This is a genomic window from Mycobacterium sp. Aquia_216 (genome assembly GCF_026723865.1).
In the GTDB taxonomy this organism is placed as follows: Bacteria; Actinomycetota; Actinomycetes; order Mycobacteriales; family Mycobacteriaceae; genus Mycobacterium.
Genome location: NZ_CP113529.1, coordinates 1,050,717 through 1,065,077 on the forward strand (window position 1 = coordinate 1,050,717; position 14,361 = coordinate 1,065,077).

General features: G+C 67.3%; 15 protein-coding genes. 9 read left to right on the forward strand and 6 right to left on the reverse strand.

What is annotated here, in order from left to right:
• Positions 1-15: 15 nt before the first annotated feature.
• From OK015_RS04950 to glnX, 3 genes are read right to left on the reverse strand one after another with little or no spacing between them, the layout of a single operon-like run.
• On the reverse strand, positions 16-2,286 hold the full coding sequence (locus OK015_RS04950) for a serine/threonine-protein kinase PknG (RefSeq protein ID WP_268129702.1): 2,271 nt from the start codon (positions 2,284-2,286) through the stop codon (positions 16-18).
• Entirely contained in the window at positions 2,286-3,263 is a 978-nt protein-coding gene (locus OK015_RS04955) for a glutamate ABC transporter substrate-binding protein (protein WP_268129703.1), read from the reverse strand. The genes OK015_RS04950 and OK015_RS04955 overlap by 1 nt, the downstream gene beginning before the upstream one ends.
• Positions 3,263-4,582, reverse strand: coding sequence for a protein kinase G-activating protein GlnX (gene glnX, locus OK015_RS04960; protein WP_268129704.1), 1,320 nt, complete (start codon positions 4,580-4,582; stop codon positions 3,263-3,265). The genes OK015_RS04955 and glnX overlap by 1 nt, the downstream gene beginning before the upstream one ends.
• Before the next feature lie 132 nt (positions 4,583-4,714).
• On the opposite strand from glnX, the gene OK015_RS04965 reads away from it, so the two are divergent.
• Positions 4,715-5,347 carry an NUDIX hydrolase gene (locus OK015_RS04965; RefSeq protein ID WP_268129705.1) on the forward strand — a complete coding sequence of 211 codons (633 nt, stop codon included), beginning with the start codon at positions 4,715-4,717 and terminating at the stop codon, positions 5,345-5,347.
• Here the strand turns inward: OK015_RS04965 and thiE are convergent.
• Positions 5,319-5,990 carry a thiamine phosphate synthase gene (thiE, locus tag OK015_RS04970; protein ID WP_268129706.1) on the reverse strand — a complete coding sequence of 224 codons (672 nt, stop codon included), beginning with the start codon at positions 5,988-5,990 and terminating at the stop codon, positions 5,319-5,321. The genes OK015_RS04965 and thiE overlap by 29 nt on opposite strands.
• Before the next feature lie 154 nt (positions 5,991-6,144).
• Between thiE and thiO the strand changes: the two genes are divergently transcribed.
• From thiO to OK015_RS04990, 4 genes are all read left to right on the forward strand, one after another.
• Positions 6,145-7,158 carry a glycine oxidase ThiO gene (gene thiO, locus OK015_RS04975; protein ID WP_268129707.1) on the forward strand — a complete coding sequence of 338 codons (1,014 nt, stop codon included), beginning with the start codon at positions 6,145-6,147 and terminating at the stop codon, positions 7,156-7,158.
• On the forward strand, positions 7,158-7,355 hold the full coding sequence (gene thiS / locus OK015_RS04980; RefSeq protein WP_268129708.1) for a sulfur carrier protein ThiS: 198 nt from the start codon (positions 7,158-7,160) through the stop codon (positions 7,353-7,355). Before thiO ends, thiS begins: the two co-directional genes overlap by 1 nt.
• Before the next feature lie 127 nt (positions 7,356-7,482).
• The gene (locus OK015_RS04985) at positions 7,483-8,187 is read left to right on the forward strand and encodes a thiazole synthase (protein WP_268132453.1); all 705 of its coding nucleotides are present in this window, start codon (positions 7,483-7,485) and stop codon (positions 8,185-8,187) included.
• Complete coding sequence (locus tag OK015_RS04990) at positions 8,184-8,951, forward strand: SGNH/GDSL hydrolase family protein (protein WP_268129709.1); 768 nt, start codon at positions 8,184-8,186, stop codon at positions 8,949-8,951. Before OK015_RS04985 ends, OK015_RS04990 begins: the two co-directional genes overlap by 4 nt.
• A 3-nt stretch (positions 8,952-8,954) precedes the next feature.
• Here OK015_RS04990 and OK015_RS04995 read toward each other — a convergent pair whose 3' ends face one another.
• Positions 8,955-9,476, reverse strand: a complete 522-nt coding sequence (locus tag OK015_RS04995) for a serine/threonine protein kinase (protein ID WP_268129710.1) — start codon at positions 9,474-9,476, stop codon at positions 8,955-8,957.
• Between the two features lie 170 nt (positions 9,477-9,646).
• Positions 9,647-10,168 carry a serine/threonine protein kinase gene (locus tag OK015_RS05000; RefSeq protein WP_268129712.1) on the reverse strand — a complete coding sequence of 174 codons (522 nt, stop codon included), beginning with the start codon at positions 10,166-10,168 and terminating at the stop codon, positions 9,647-9,649.
• 335 nt (positions 10,169-10,503) lie between these two features.
• On the opposite strand from OK015_RS05000, the gene OK015_RS05005 reads away from it, so the two are divergent.
• The 4 genes from OK015_RS05005 to OK015_RS05020 all read left to right on the forward strand — a co-directional run bounded on the left by OK015_RS05005 (position 10,504) and on the right by OK015_RS05020 (position 14,306).
• The gene (locus tag OK015_RS05005; protein ID WP_268129713.1) at positions 10,504-10,833 is read left to right on the forward strand and encodes a CD225/dispanin family protein; all 330 of its coding nucleotides are present in this window, start codon (positions 10,504-10,506) and stop codon (positions 10,831-10,833) included.
• A 61-nt stretch (positions 10,834-10,894) separates the two neighbouring features.
• A complete protein-coding gene (locus tag OK015_RS05010) occupies positions 10,895-11,272 on the forward strand; it encodes a DUF2752 domain-containing protein (RefSeq protein ID WP_268129714.1) in 378 nt (125 codons plus the stop codon).
• 59 nt (positions 11,273-11,331) lie between these two features.
• Complete coding sequence (locus OK015_RS05015; protein ID WP_268129715.1) at positions 11,332-12,828, forward strand: M28 family metallopeptidase; 1,497 nt, start codon at positions 11,332-11,334, stop codon at positions 12,826-12,828.
• 8 nt (positions 12,829-12,836) lie between these two features.
• Entirely contained in the window at positions 12,837-14,306 is a 1,470-nt protein-coding gene (locus OK015_RS05020) for a M28 family peptidase (RefSeq protein ID WP_268129717.1), read from the forward strand.
• Positions 14,307-14,361: the final 55 nt, after the last annotated feature.

Sequence of the window (14,361 nt, forward strand, 5' to 3'; positions counted from 1 at the left end):
AAGCGGAAGCAGAAACTAGAACGTGCTGGTGGGTCGCACCCTGTTGGCCATGTCGACGAGCGTGTAGCGATGCCGCTGGGTGGGCGCTACCCGGGCCAGGCTGCGCAGCGATGCCTCGACACCCAGCCGCAACCCGTGCTGGGTGAACGGGAAGCCGAGGATGTGGTTGGTGCTGGCCTGGTTGGCTTCGAGCCAGTCCATCGCGGCGCCGAGTACCAGCGCGCGAATCTGCAACACCCGCGGCTCGGTGGGCGGCAGCGCCTCCACGCGCCGGGCGGCGTCGCGGATCTGCTCCTCGGTGACTTCATTGGTCGACCGGCCGGACAGCAGGGTCACCGCGCTGGTCAGCCGCGCCGTGGTGAAATGCCGTGAGGTCGCCGGCACTTCGTCGAGGGTGCGCACCGCGCGCATTCGATCACCTGCGGCCGAAAGCGATCTCGCCAACCCGAAAGCCGCCGAGATCACGCCGTCGTTGGTGCGCCACACCGTCCGGTAGAACTTGTCCACGTCGACGTTGCCGGCGAGCTCGCCGGTGGCGGCCAGCGCCAATTTCGGCGCCAGCTCGCCGGGGAAGGTGTCCAGCACCTCGGTGAAATGCTTGATGGCTGAGTCGTAGTCGCCGGTGAGCAACTCGGCGACGGCCCGGAACCAGACCAGTCGCCAGCGCCAGCCCACCCGCTCGGCCAGGTCGTCGAGTTTGCGCGTCGCCTTGGCCACGTCGCCGAGGTCCAGCAGCGCACGGACCTCCATCAGCGGCAGCTCGACGGACTCCGACACGTCGATGCCCTCTGCGGCCAGCGAACCGTGCCGCGCGGCGCGCAACGAGTCCAGGGTCTGCACCGGCTGGGAGAGCACCGTGGCCTGCAGTACCGGGGCGGCGAGGTCGGTCGGATCGACCAGCGGCACCGGCAGCGCCGTCACGATCTCCCGTGCAGTCAGCTTCTCGGAATGCACCTGCCCGTCCAGATACACGTCGGTGTGGGCGACCGACAGGTCCACGCCGAAGGTGGAGCGGCTCGGGCTGAACAGCGTCGACAACCCGGGCCGCGGTATCCCGGAGTCCTGGGCGACGACCTCCCGCAGCACCCCCATCAACTGCCCGGAAATCTCCTCGGCGGAACCGAACCGGCGCCGCGGGTCGGGGTCGATGGCGCGGCGCAGCAGCCGGCCGAACGAGTCGTAGGTGGCCAGCACCGGGTCGTCTTCGGGCAGCCCGTCGACGTAGCGGCCGTTGCGGGTGCGCAGCTTCAGCGTGAGCGCCGCCAGCGTGCGCCCCACGGTGTAAATGTCGGTGGCGATCGTCGGGCCGGTACGCACGATCTCCGGCGCCTGGTAGCCGGGTGTGCCGTAGAGGTAGCCGAACGAGTTGATCCGCGACACCGCGCCCAGGTCGATCAGCTCCAGCTGCTCTTCGGTGAGCATGATGTTCTCGGGCTTGAGGTCGTTGTAGACCAAGCCGATGGAATGCAGATAGCTCAGCGCGGGCAGGATTTCCAGTATGTAGGCGATGGCTTCGGCGACCGGCAGTCTGGGGTCCTTTTTGCCCCGCTTGAGTGACTGCCCACCGATGTACTCCATGACGATGTAGCCGACCGGATCGCCGTGCCGGTCGGTGTGCTCGACGAAGTTGAAGATCTGCACGATCTGCGGGTGGACCACCTCGGCGAGGAACTGCCGCTCGGCCATCGCGATCGCTTGGGCCTCCGCGTCACCGGAATGCACCAGGCCCTTGAGCACCACCGGGCGGTCGTTGACGTTGTGGTCGACGGCCAGGTACACCCAGCCCAGCCCGCCGTGTGCGATGCAGCCCTTGACCTCGTACTGGTTGGCGACGATGTCGCCGGGATTCAACTGGGGCAGGAAGGAATACGGGCTTCCGCAGGACGGGCACTTGCCCTCCGATTCGCCCTTGCCCTCGGATCCGGACCGGCCCACGGGCTTTCCGCAGTTCCAGCAGAACCGCTTACGCTCCGGCACCATCGGATTGGTCATCAGGGCTTCGAGCGGGTCGATGTCGCGTACCCGGGGGATTTCGACCAACCCACCACCGAGCTGCCGGGTAGGCGGAAGCACTCGGGTCGCGACCGTCATCCGGTCTTGCGGTTCGGTGTCCGGGCTGCCGAGCGTGATATGCGGCAGGGAGTCGTCGTCATCGTCGTCCCAGTTGGGACGGAAGAGGGCCTGGGTGGCGTTCGCCCGTCCCGTCGTCGCACCCGTCTGGGTGTCCGGCGGCTGGGTGCCCGGATCGGTGTCGTCGGAACCGGCGTCGGGTTCGGTCTCGACCATCAGTCCACATACCTGGGTACGGGCGGGGCGGGCGCTGGGCCGAGAACCGTTAACCACTTGCGGTACAAGGTGTTCCACGTGCCGTCTCGGCGGATTCGTTCCAGCGTGCCGTTGACGAACCGGACCAACCCGGTGTTGTCCAGATTGATCCCGATGCCGTAGGGCTGGGTGGCCATGTTCGGTCCGACGATGTGCAGATACGGGTCTTCCTCGACCAGCCCGGCCAGGATCGAGTCGTCGGTGCTGACGGCGTCGATCTCCCGCTGCTGCATGGCGACCAGGCAGTCCGCCCAGTTCACCACAGACACGATGACCGGCGGCGGGTCGATCTGGCGGATTCGGTGCAACGACGTGGTGCCCCTGGCCACACAGACGCGCTTGCCGGACAGGTCGGCCACCTTGGCGATCTGCGAGTCGCGCGAGGCCAGGATGCGCTGGTTGGCGTCGAGGTAGACGGTGGAGAAGTTCACCTGCTTGCGGCGGTCGCAGGTGATGGTCATCGTCTTCACGACGATGTCGACCTCGGAGTGCTGCAGCGCGGTGATGCGTTCGTCGGACGACAGGATTCGGTATTCGACGTGCGAAGGGGCACCGAAGATGTCGCGCGCGATCTCACCGGCGATGTCGACGTCGAAACCGGTGATCTCGCCGGTGATCGGGTCGCGGAAGCTGAACAGGTTGCTGCCGATGTCGAGCCCGACGATCAGCCGGCCGCGGGCCCGGATGTCGGCCACCGCGGCGTCGGCCTCGGGCTTGGTGGCGAATGGGCGCAGGCTGGCGGTGGCGTTGCAATCCTGGCTGGCTTCATCCGGCGGCAGTGGCGGTTCTGCCGACAGTTGCTCCATGCCGACCGGGGTGGGCGGCGGCAAGGTCGGCGCGGTGGCCACGGTCAGCGATTCGGTGTGCCCGCAACCCGCCAGCAGGATCGCCGTGGCGAGCACAACGCACGCCCGGCGGGTCCTGGGCAGACGGTCCATTATCGATACTCTTTCAGCCGCGGCCACAGGCCCAAAGCGACAGCGATCGCGGCCCCCAGGCTGAGCACCACACCGCCGACCTGGGCGCCGGACAGCCCGCTGCGGGCGTTGATCACGTCGTTGCGCAGATGCGTGCGGCACTGGGTCATGGCCTTGCCCAACTGGTCTTCGAGCTTGTCGAACGCGGGGGTCGAGTCGTCTTCGGCACTGCCCAGCGCGATCTGGGTGGCCGAGCGATAGTTACCGACCGATATGTAGGAGTTGATGCGGTCGTTGGCTTGGCGCCAGCGGACCAGCAGCTGGTCGGCGCCCTGCAGGTCGGGTTTGTCGACGGCATCGCTGCGGGCCATGTACTGGTCGATCTGCTGATGCATGAAGTCGATGCGCTGATAGAACGACTGTTTGCGGATCTGCTCGTCGCCGCGCCGAATCAGCGACAGCGTCTCGTCGGCCCGGGCCTGCTGCGCGGTGATCGCCACGCTGGTCACGGTCTTGAGCGACTCGGCCGCCGTGTCTTTCGCGCTACGGCTGGCGGCCGTGGAGATTGTTAGCGCAGTCCCGACCCACACCACCATGACAAGGATACCGAGCGCGCCCACGACCAGCCCCGGGTTGATCCGTCGCCTGGTCCGCCGGGCCAGCCAGCGGTGTGAGAACACGCCGAAGACCACCGTGGTGGCAATGACGAGGACCACCGGAGCCGGGAAATGCGTGGACGCGGTGGTTTCCGAGTCCACCCGCTCTGCCGTCGCCTGGTAGAGCTGCGCCGCGTCGGGCAGGATCGTCGACTGCATCAGGCCCGAGGCTTCCGACAGGTACGACGAACCGACCGGGTTGCCCTCCCGGTTGTTGGTCCGCGCAATCTCGATCAGGCCCGTATAGACGGCCAGCTCGGCGTTGATCTTGCCGAGCAGCTGCACCAGCGGCTCATCGGTCAGGCCGCTCGAAGCGCGGGTCACGGCGACCGCCGCGTCGGTGATGGCCTGCTCGTAGCGCATCCGCACCGGCCACGGCTCGGCCTGGGCGATGAACGCCGTGGCCGCCGCGGCGTCGGCCACCGACAGCGTCGTGTAGAGCCGTCCGGCCGCGAACGCCAGCGGTTCGGTGTGGTTGAGCACGGTGGACAGCACCTGCTGGCGGTGGTTGATCGTGGTCGAAGTCGCGAAGGCGCTGGAGACCCCGAGTGCCGCCAAGACGATGCCGATCGTCAGGATGCGGCCCGGGGTCGTCGAGATGAACCACCAACGGGGGTGGGCCGGTTCGCCCGGCGACTGCGACCCCAGCGGTTCGGTTGACGGGTGCGCCAGCTCAACCGTCACGTCTGTTCAGACCTCAACTTTCGGTCTCCGGAATGCGCTACTCGAACCTGTATAAGCGAATTCTAAGAGAATGTCGGGACGGATGGGGGGAGGCGGACCCAATTTCGGTGATCGCCTGCATATCCTGAACGCGTGCATGGCGACGGTGACGGATGGGTGATATCCGACAACGGCGCCCACTACTGGGGTCGGTACGGCGCGGCCGGTTTGCTGGTGCGGGCCCCACGGCCTGACGGTACCCCTGCGGTGCTTTTGCAGCATCGGGCGGTCTGGAGCCATCAGGGCGGCACCTGGGGGTTGCCGGGCGGTGCGCGGGACAGCCACGAGAGTCCGGAGGAGACGGCGGTCCGCGAGGCCCACGAAGAGGCCGGTCTGTCGGCCGAGCGCCTCGCGGTGCGGGCGACCGTGGTCACCGCACAGGTCACCGGACTCGCCGGTACGCACTGGACCTACACGACTGTCGTCGCCGACGCCGGCGAGTTGCTGCACACGGTGCCCAACCGGGAAAGCGCCGAGATGCGCTGGGTCGCCGAGAACGAGGTGACCGACCTGCCGCTGCATCCTGGCTTCGCCGCCAGCTGGGAACGGCTGCGCACCGCGACGGCGCTGGTTCCGCTGGGCCGCGGCGACCAACGGCGCCAGCACCTGCCGCGAACGCTGGAGATCGACGACGGAGTCTTCGTCTGGTGCATGCCCGGTGATGCGGATCAGGCGCCGTCGCAGCTCAGTCCCCGGATCAGCTCGCTGCTAGAAGCGCTGACCTGAGCCGCTCGGCCGCGGCCCGGGGGTCGTCGGCCGCGGTGATCGCGCGCACCACCACGATTCGACGGGCTCCGGCCGCGAGCACCTCGGGCAGCCGCCGCTCGTCGATGCCCCCGATCGCGAACCACGGTTTGGCGGTCCCGACGGCGGTCGCGGCGCGGACCAGTCCCAGCCCCGGGGCCGCGCGCCCCGGTTTGGTGGGGGTGGGCCAGCACGGGCCCACGCAGAAATAGTCGGCAACATCGTCGGCGGCCGCGGCGACCTGGTCGGCGTCGTGGGTGGACAGGCCGATCAGCGGGTTCGGCCCGACGATTTCGCGAGCCACCGCCGGCGGCAGGTCGCCCTGTCCCAGGTGCAGCACGTCGGCCCCGGCCGCGCGGGCGATGTCGGCCCGGTCGTTGACCGCGAACAGCGCGCCGTGCCGGCGTGCCGCGTCCGCGAGGATCTGGCAGGCGGCCAGCTCGTCGCGCGCCTCCAGCGGGCCGAACTGCTGTTCACCGACCGAGCCCTTGTCGCGCAGCTGGATGATGTCCACCCCGCCGGCCAGGGCGGCGTCGGCGAATTGGGCCAGGTCGCCGCGTTCGCGCCGCGCGTCGGTACACAGATACAGCCGCGCGGCGGTAAGACGGGTGGCGGGATCGTGCACACCGCGACGCTAGCGCGCTAGCGTAGAACCCGAACAACGAGATACACGGGAGTCCCGGGCGATCTGCGGGGCTGAGAGTGGGCACAGCCGGGACAACCGGAGCTGCCCTTACCGTCACACCTGATCCGGATCATGCCGGCGAAGGGAGCTGAAGATGCCTTCAGAGGTAGGGGCGCTGGCCGTCGTCGGCGGCGGCGTCATCGGGCTGTCGGTGGCGCGCCGGGCGGCGCAGGCCGGATGGTCGGTGCGGGTGCACCGCACCGACGAGCACGGGGCGTCCTGGGTCGCCGGCGGCATGCTCGCCCCGCACAGCGAAGCCTGGCCCGGTGAGGAACGATTGCTGCGGCTGGGCCTGGAGTCGCTGCGGCTGTGGCGTGAGGGCGGCTATCTGGACGGGTTGCCGCCGGAGGTGGTCACCGCCCGCGAGTCGCTGGTGGTGGCCGTCGACCGGGCTGACGCCGCCGACTTGCGCACCGTCGCGGACTGGCTGGCCGGCCAGGGACATCCAGTGGTCTGGGAGCCTGCCGCCCGTGACGTCGAACCACTTCTGGCGCAAGGCATCCGGCACGGCTTCCGGGCGCCTACCGAGCTGGCCGTCGACAACCGCGCGATCCTCGACGCACTGTCGGCGGACTGCGACCGGCTCGGCGTCGAGTGGGCACCCGCGGCGCACGAGCTGTCGCGGGTCGCGGGTGACGCGGTGGTGATCGCCAACGGCATCGACGCGCCGGCGTTATGGCCCGGCCTGCCGGTGCGCCCGGTGAAGGGCGAGGTGTTGCGGCTGCGCTGGCGGAAGGGCTGTATGCCGCTGCTGGGCAGAGTGATTCGGGCGCGCGTGCATGGTCGCCAGGTGTACGTGGTGCCGCGTGCCGATGGGGTGGTGGTGGGCGCGACGCAGTACGAGCACGGCCGCGACACCGCCCCGGTCGTGTCCGGCGTGCGCGACCTGCTGGACGACGCGTGTGCGGTGCTGCCGGCGCTGGGCGAGTACGAGCTGGCCGAGTGCGCCGCCGGGCTGCGCCCGATGACACCGGATAATCTGCCCCTCGTGCATCGCTTGGACGAACGCACTCTGGTCGCCTCCGGGCACGGCCGGTCAGGGTTTCTGCTGGCGCCGTGGACCGCCGAACAGATTGTGTCCGAACTCGTTCCGGTTGGAGTGCGCTGATGATCGTGGTAGTCAACGAAAATGCGGTCGAGATCGACGGACAGACCACCGTCGCCGGGTTGCTGGAGTCGCTGGGCTTCCCACAACGGGGTGTCGCGGTAGCCATGGACGACGCCGTGCTGCCGCGGTCTAGTTGGACCACAAAGCTTTTCGATGGGGCTCGGCTCGAGATAGTGACGGCGGTGCAGGGTGGCTAGGTCTAATGTGCCCCTCTCTACCCCGCAAGCGGGAGGTACCCCCACAGCGGGCCATGCTGACCCGCATCCTCACGGGGCGGAATCCAAGTTGACGATCGCGGACCGCAGCTTCGCTTCGCGGCTGATCATGGGAACCGGGGGAGCGACAAGCCTGGCAGTGCTTCAGGAGGCGCTGACCGCCTCGGGCACCGAGTTGACCACCGTCGCGATGCGCCGGGTCGACTCCGAGGGCGGGACCGGATTGCTGGACCTGCTCAATCGGCTCGGCATCACCCCGCTGCCCAACACGGCGGGGTGCCGCAGCGCGGCCGAAGCGGTGCTCACCGCCCAGCTGGCCCGCGAAGCGCTGAACACCAACTGGGTCAAACTCGAAGTGATCGCCGACGAACGCACGCTGTTGCCTGATGCGATCGAATTAGTCCGGGCCGCAGAACAATTGGTCGATGACGGGTTCGTGGTCCTGCCCTACACCAACGACGACCCGGCGCTCGCCCACCGGCTGGAGGACACGGGTTGCGCCGCAGTGATGCCGTTGGGTTCGCCGATCGGGACCGGCCTGGGCATCACCAACCCGCACAACATCGAGATGATCGTCGCGCGGGCCGGCGTTCCGGTGATTCTCGACGCCGGCATCGGCACGGCGAGTGACGCTGCGCTGGCGATGGAATTGGGTTGTGACGCGGTGCTGTTGGCCACCGCGGTGACCCGGGCCACCGACCCGCCCGGCATGGCCGCCGCGATGGCGGCCGCGGTGACCGCCGGCTACCTGGCGCGACGTGCCGGGCGAATCCCGAAACGCTTCTGGGCGCAGGCTTCCAGTCCGCAACGATGAAAAGATATGTAGCACTGGGTAGCTCGATGGCCGCCGGTCCCGGCATCCGGCCGCGTGCCCAAGGCGCTCCCCGATGGTCGGGCCGATCGGCCCGCAACTACCCGCATCAGGTCGCCGAACGGATGAACCTCGAGCTACTGGACGTCACCTTTTCCGGTGCGACCACCGCCCACCTGCTCGCCGATCCTCAGCACGGTGCTTTGCCCCAGACCGCCGCGCTGGACGGCTCGGAGGACTTGGTCACCGTCACCATCGGTGGCAACGACGTCGGCTACGTTCCGCTGCTGATGGCGGCGGCACTGCCGCGGCCGGCCCGGCGGCTACCGCTGCTGGGCAGCCGGATCGCCGAGATGCTCGACCGTGATGCGCGTGACCGGGCCCTGGATGAGGTGTTCGATTCCTTGTGCGCGGTCGGCAAGGCGGTGCGCGAGCGGGCTCCACGCGCACGGGTGTTCTTCGTCGACTACCTGACCATCCTGCCGCCCGCGGGAACCCCCGCGCCGCCGATTTCGGAGCCGGATGCCGACCTGGGCCGCCACGTCGCGGCCACCCTGGAACGACTCACTGCCGATGCGGCCGCGGCAACCGGCTGCGAGGTCATCGGCGCCGCCGCGGCCAGCCGGGCACATCATGCATGGTCTGCGCAGCCGTGGACGACCACACCGGCGAGATACGTTGTGCCGCTGCCCGGCCGGCCCGCGCCGCTGCATCCGAACAGCGCCGGGATGCGCGCGGTCGCGGAACTCGTTGTGGCCCAACTGTAAACGTCAGGCGTTTGCCTGCCACCACTTGTACAGCGCGGGGACGTCAGTCTTGGAAAAGATGGAGCCCAAGACGTTCTTGCCGTCGACGGTCCAGAGCACCAAGCTGACGTCTTTGTACGTGCCGCAAGCCATTTGGCCGCCCGACTGGTCGGAACTGCCTTGGTGCCAGGGGCCGGGATCTTTGCTGCCGCTGCCGCTGCACGAGGAGAGGGTCACGTCTCTGAGGTTGGACGCGTAAGCACCGCTCAAATCGTTACCGCTCTTGAAGAGCTGGTAGATAGCGGAAGCCGGTCCGTTGGAATCGGGGCTTTGCCCGCATTGGAGCTCTGCGACTTCGGCACCCGTCAATGCAGTGGATTGACAATTGTTGAGGCCGTAGCCCTTCGCCAGCGAAGCGGCCAGGGTGTTGACGTCTGCGGAGCTGCCGGTGGTGTCCGCGGTCGCGGTGGCGGTACCGACGCAGAAAAAGCTAGCCGTAAGTGCTGCGGCCGCCGCGGCGCGCAGCGTGTTGGTCGGGTTGAGCATCCTCGACTCCTGAGGTTGTCGGACCGCCGGGACTGACCCAGCAAAGTGTTTGCCAGAATGATCGTAGAGCTAAACGACGGCGACGCAACCAATTCCGCCGAATACCATTTACACTGGCAACATTCCGGGTGACTCGGGCACGGAACCTGTTGCCGCCCAACCGGGAAACGTCAGCCGTTGTTTCGCCACCACTGGTAGAGCGACGGGACGTCGCTGCCGGAGCTGCGAATCACGCCCAGCATGTTCTTGGTGTCATTGGTCCAAATGATTTCCGCATGGCCTTGAAAGGTCCCGCACGCCACCGATCCCGCTTTGGTGGTGGAGCTGCCTTGATGCCACGGCGTCGGCGAGGAAGCATCGCCGCAGTTACCCACGGTGTCACCCGCGACGAGCGCCGTGAACGAGTTTGCCAGATCGTTGCCGTCGCCGAACAGGAGATACTTGCCCAGCATCGGCCCGCTGGGGTCGGGACTCGGCCCGCACTGCAGGTAGGCCAGCGCGCCGGTGGGAACCGCCTGGGCGGTGCAGTTGTTGAGGCCGTATCCCTTCGACAGCGCACCGGCCAACGTGTTGAGATCCGCACCGCTACCGGTATTGGGATCGGCGGTCGCAGTCGCGGCGCCCGCAAACGCGAAACCGGCCACGAGCGCCGCGGCCGCCGGGGCGCGCAGCGCGTCGGTCAGAGGTGACATCCAACGACTCCTTAGCGTTGCCGGGCGGCCGTGTGACTACACGAATCGTAGGCCCATGTCCAAGCTGTGTAACGCGATCCGCCGGACATTGTCTTGCTGCGCCATATTCGCCGCTGACCTGCGCAATTGGTGATGACATCCGAGCGGATGCAGGCAACGAATTTCGGCTGCACATCGGCTTCTGTCGGGTCCGGGCGGCGGGGAGCGCCCCTGCGGCGACGTCGATGTCGGGAACCTCGGCGAACTGATTCTTGCGTACGTAGTGCCCTGTCGACTTCGCTCAGGTATGGTAAGCACCGCTTCACGCCAGCTAACTTCTCGTGACTGGAGAATCCATGACTGCACAACCGCCACCCCCGGGCTACCCGCCGCAGCAGCCCGCCGGGCAGCAACCGGATAACTACTTGGTGTGGTCCATTTTGGCGACGCTGTTCTGCTGCCTGCCCTTCGGCGTCGTGGCAATCGTCAAATCCACTCAGGTGAGTGGATTGTGGGCGCAGGGTCAGTACGCCGAGGCTCAGGCGGCCGCCGATGCCGCTAAGAAGTGGGTGAAGTGGTCGGTCATCGCCGCGGTTGTGAGCGCTGTCCTCTACGGCATCGTGGTGGCGATCATTGCGTTGACCGCCGACACCTCAACTCCCGCGGCGCTTGCCGCAATGATCTAAAGGGGTTGCATTTCCGGTGACCCTCCAGTGGTCCCTTCCGCGTGGGCTCGGTGCCCCGCTGATGGTCGCTGCGTCCGCGACACTGGTTTGTGCCGCTACCTGGGTGGGTGATCCGACCACCCCGGGTGGCCCGTTGCCGGTATGTCCCACCAAGGCGCTGCTGGGTATCGACTGTCCCGGATGCGGCAGCCTGCGAATGCTCTATTCGCTCTTGCACGGCAATGTGATGGCGGCCGCCAGGTTCAACGCGTTGGGCTTGGCGGCAGTCGTGTTGTTGGTGTGGGCCTACCTGGTCTGGACCTACGGCCGGGTGACGGGTAGGCGGATCAGGAGCTGGCAACACCAGCGCTGGGCGGCCACCGTGACGCTGTCGTTGGTGGTGGTTTGGTTTGTGGTCCGCAACATTCCGTTTGCCCCATTCAGCGGGTTGCATGTCTGATTTCACGCCGCGGTGAGCCGACTGCCCTGACGAGCGACGGGCGTCTAACCTTGGGCGCGATGGTGAACAAATCACGAACGCCGGCGGCGCTGCTCGCCGCGGTCGCCCTCGCCGCATTGTCGACAGGCTGTTTTCATCGGTCGGTCAACTCAGAGCCGGCGGGTGATCCTGCCGCGGCGGTGTTCGCCGGCACCGTGCACGACAAGGTCACGGCCGACGCGATGATGATGCACCTGACAAAGCTTCAGGACATCGCCAATGCCAATAACGGCACTCGGGCGGTCGGCACCCCCGGCTATGAAGCCAGTGTCGATTATGTGGTTAACACGTTGCGCCACAGCGGTTTCGATGTGCAAACGCCCGAGTTCTCGGCCCGCGTCTTTCACGCCGACAAGCCGGCCGTGACGGTCGGCGGCAAGGCCGTCGAATCGCGTGCGCTGGAATACAGCCTCGGCACGGGACCCGACGGGGTGAGCGGACCGTTGCTGGTGCTGTCGGCGGGCAACGGCGAGGGCTGCACGGCTCCCGACTACGGCAACCTTGCGGTGCAGGGCGCGGTGGTGTTGGTGAACCGCGGCACCTGCCCGTTCGCGCAGAAGGAGAACGCCGCGGTGCAGCGTGGAGCCGTGGCGATGATCGTCGCCGACAACGTCGACGAGGAGCAGATGGGCGGCACCCTTGGGGCGCAGACCGAGGTGAAGATTCCGGCGGTCGGGGTCACCAAGTCCACCGGAATGCAACTGCGCGCCCAGTCGGGACCGACCACGATCAAGCTGAACGCCAGCAGCCAGAATTTCAAAGCGCGCAACATCATTGCGCAGACCAAGACGGGATCGCCCACCGATGTGGTGATGGCGGGCGCCCACCTGGACAGCGTGCCCGAGGGGCCGGGTATCAACGATAATGGCTCTGGCGTAGCCGCGGTCTTGGAAACCGCAGTGCAGCTGGGGAATTCGCCGCAAGTGCACAACGCGGTGCGTTTCGCCTTCTGGGGTGCCGAGGAACTCGGATTGATCGGATCACGCGACTATGTCGAATCCCTGAATATCGACGACCTCAAAAACATTGCGCTGTACCTCAACTTCGACATGCTCGCCTCGCCGAACCCCGGCTACTTCACCTACGACGGGGACCAATCCCTGCCCACGGACACCCGCGGCCAACCGGTGGTACCGGAAGGCTCGGCCGGGATCGAGCGCACATTCGTCGCCTACCTGAAGTCGGCCGGCAAGACCGCGCAGGACACCTCTTTCGACGGACGCTCCGACTACGACGGCTTCACCTTGGCCGGCATCCCGGCGGGCGGCCTGTTCTCCGGCGCGGAGTCCAAGAAGTCCGCCGATCAAGCCAAGCTGTGGGGCGGCGCGGCAGACGAGCCGTTCGATCCGAACTATCACAAGAAGACCGACACCCTCGATCACATCGATCGCACCTCGCTGGGCATCAATGGCGCCGGCGTCGCCTACGCGGTGGCTCTGTACGCCCAAGACCTCTCCGGACGTAACGGGGTTCCAGTCATGGTGGACCGCACCCGCCACGTGCTCGCAAAGCCATGATCGGGCCGATGATCCGCCGGCTGTGCTCAGTGGTGGTGCTGACCGGGCTGGTGGCGGGCTGCTCGTCGCCGCGGCCGGGACCGCCGGGTGCCCCGCCGGACCTCGGTCGGGCGCTGGCCGCAAAGGTTACCGCGGACGGGATGTTCGTCCACCTGCGTGCGCTGCAGGATATCGCCAACGCCAACAAGGGCAACCGGGCCGAGGGGACGCCGGGTTACGAAGCCAGCGTCGACTATGTCGCGAAGGTATTGCGCGGCAAGGGGTTCGAAGTGGCCACGCCGCAGTTTGACCGGTTGTACGCGGTGTCGCCGGGTAAGCCGTCGCTGACGATCGCCGGCAGCAACTATTCGGTCGACCAGGCTTCGTTGCTGGTCCGCACGCCGGCCGGTGGCCTCACCGGCCAACCGGTTCGGCCCACGCAACCGTCGGGCTGCGCGCCGGGCGACTACCCGGCCGCGCTGCCCGTGGGTGCGATCGCGGTCGTCGACGACGCCCATTGCTCGGTCGTCGACAAACAGAACAGCGCGAAGGCCAAGTCGGCGGCGGCACTCATCGTGGTGAGCTCACCCAACGGTCAGGGCGCCCCGGCCACATTGTTCACCCCGGGCTACTACAAGCAGCTGACCATGCCGGTTGCCGTGGTGGGTAGCTACGGCGGCAGTGCGCTGGCCCACGCCAGCGCGCCGGTGCGACTGGTGCTGGATGCGGAGAACAGCAAGATCACATCGCGAAATATCTTGGCGCAGACCAAGACCGGTTCGCCGAACGACGTGATCATGGTCGGTGCCCATCTCGACGGCCCGCGTGCCGGGCCGGGTATCAACGACAATGGGTCCGGGGTGGCCGCGGTGCTGGAAACGGCGCTGCAACTGGGCCCGTTGGCGCCGGTGAACAACGCGGTGCGCTTCGTATTCTGGGGAGCCGACGAGGACGGGCTCAACGGCGTGATGGATTACGTGTTCGGCCTGGATGACCAGCAGCTCAACGACCTCGCGATGTACCTGAACTTCAATCTGCTCGGTTCGCCCAACGCCGGCTTCTTCACCGACGACGGTGATCAGTCGGGTCCGCCCGGACAGGGGATCACGTTCGGCGATGTGCCCGAGGGGTCGGCCGGTATCGAACGCACCCTGTCCGGCTATCTCAACTTGGCCGGAAAGCGGCCCGCCGACATGCCATTGGGCACCCGGACCGACTACCACCCCTTCATGATCGCTGGCGTGCCGGTAGGCGGCATGAGCACCGGGGCGTCGCAGCTGAAAACCCCTGTGCAAGCGCGCTTGTGGGGCGGCCAGGTTGGGGTCGGGTTCGATCCCAACTTCCAGAGCTCCCGGGACACGATCGACAACATCAACCGGGAAGCATTGGCCGTCATGGGTTCTGGCGTGGCATTCGCGGTGGGCAGCTATGCCGAGTCGATTTCAGGCGTCAACGGCGTCCCACCCCACGGCAAAAGGCATCGGACCCGAGTGCCCTAGCGGCGTTTGCTGGGGTCGCTCATTTCTCCTCCGCTAGTCAACCAGCGGATCTAGA

Bases quoted from the DNA above. Each gene is read 5' to 3' on its own strand.
- OK015_RS04950 (WP_268129702.1), bottom strand. From the start codon at position 2,286: ATGGTCGAGACCGAACCCGACGCCGGTTCCGACGACACCGATCCGGGC.
- OK015_RS04955 (WP_268129703.1), bottom strand. From the start codon at position 3,263: ATGGACCGTCTGCCCAGGACCCGCCGGGCGTGCGTTGTGCTCGCCACG.
- thiO (WP_268129707.1), top strand. From the start codon at position 6,145: ATGCCTTCAGAGGTAGGGGCGCTGGCCGTCGTCGGCGGCGGCGTCATC.
- thiS (WP_268129708.1), top strand. From the start codon at position 7,158: ATGATCGTGGTAGTCAACGAAAATGCGGTCGAGATCGACGGACAGACC.
- OK015_RS04985 (WP_268132453.1), top strand. From the start codon at position 7,483: ATGGGAACCGGGGGAGCGACAAGCCTGGCAGTGCTTCAGGAGGCGCTG.
- OK015_RS04990 (WP_268129709.1), top strand. From the start codon at position 8,184: ATGAAAAGATATGTAGCACTGGGTAGCTCGATGGCCGCCGGTCCCGGC.
- OK015_RS04995 (WP_268129710.1), bottom strand. From the start codon at position 9,476: ATGCTCAACCCGACCAACACGCTGCGCGCCGCGGCGGCCGCAGCACTT.
- OK015_RS05000 (WP_268129712.1), bottom strand. From the start codon at position 10,168: ATGTCACCTCTGACCGACGCGCTGCGCGCCCCGGCGGCCGCGGCGCTC.
- OK015_RS05005 (WP_268129713.1), top strand. From the start codon at position 10,504: ATGACTGCACAACCGCCACCCCCGGGCTACCCGCCGCAGCAGCCCGCC.
- OK015_RS05010 (WP_268129714.1), top strand. From the start codon at position 10,895: ATGGTCGCTGCGTCCGCGACACTGGTTTGTGCCGCTACCTGGGTGGGT.
- OK015_RS05015 (WP_268129715.1), top strand. From the start codon at position 11,332: ATGGTGAACAAATCACGAACGCCGGCGGCGCTGCTCGCCGCGGTCGCC.
- OK015_RS05020 (WP_268129717.1), top strand. From the start codon at position 12,837: ATGATCCGCCGGCTGTGCTCAGTGGTGGTGCTGACCGGGCTGGTGGCG.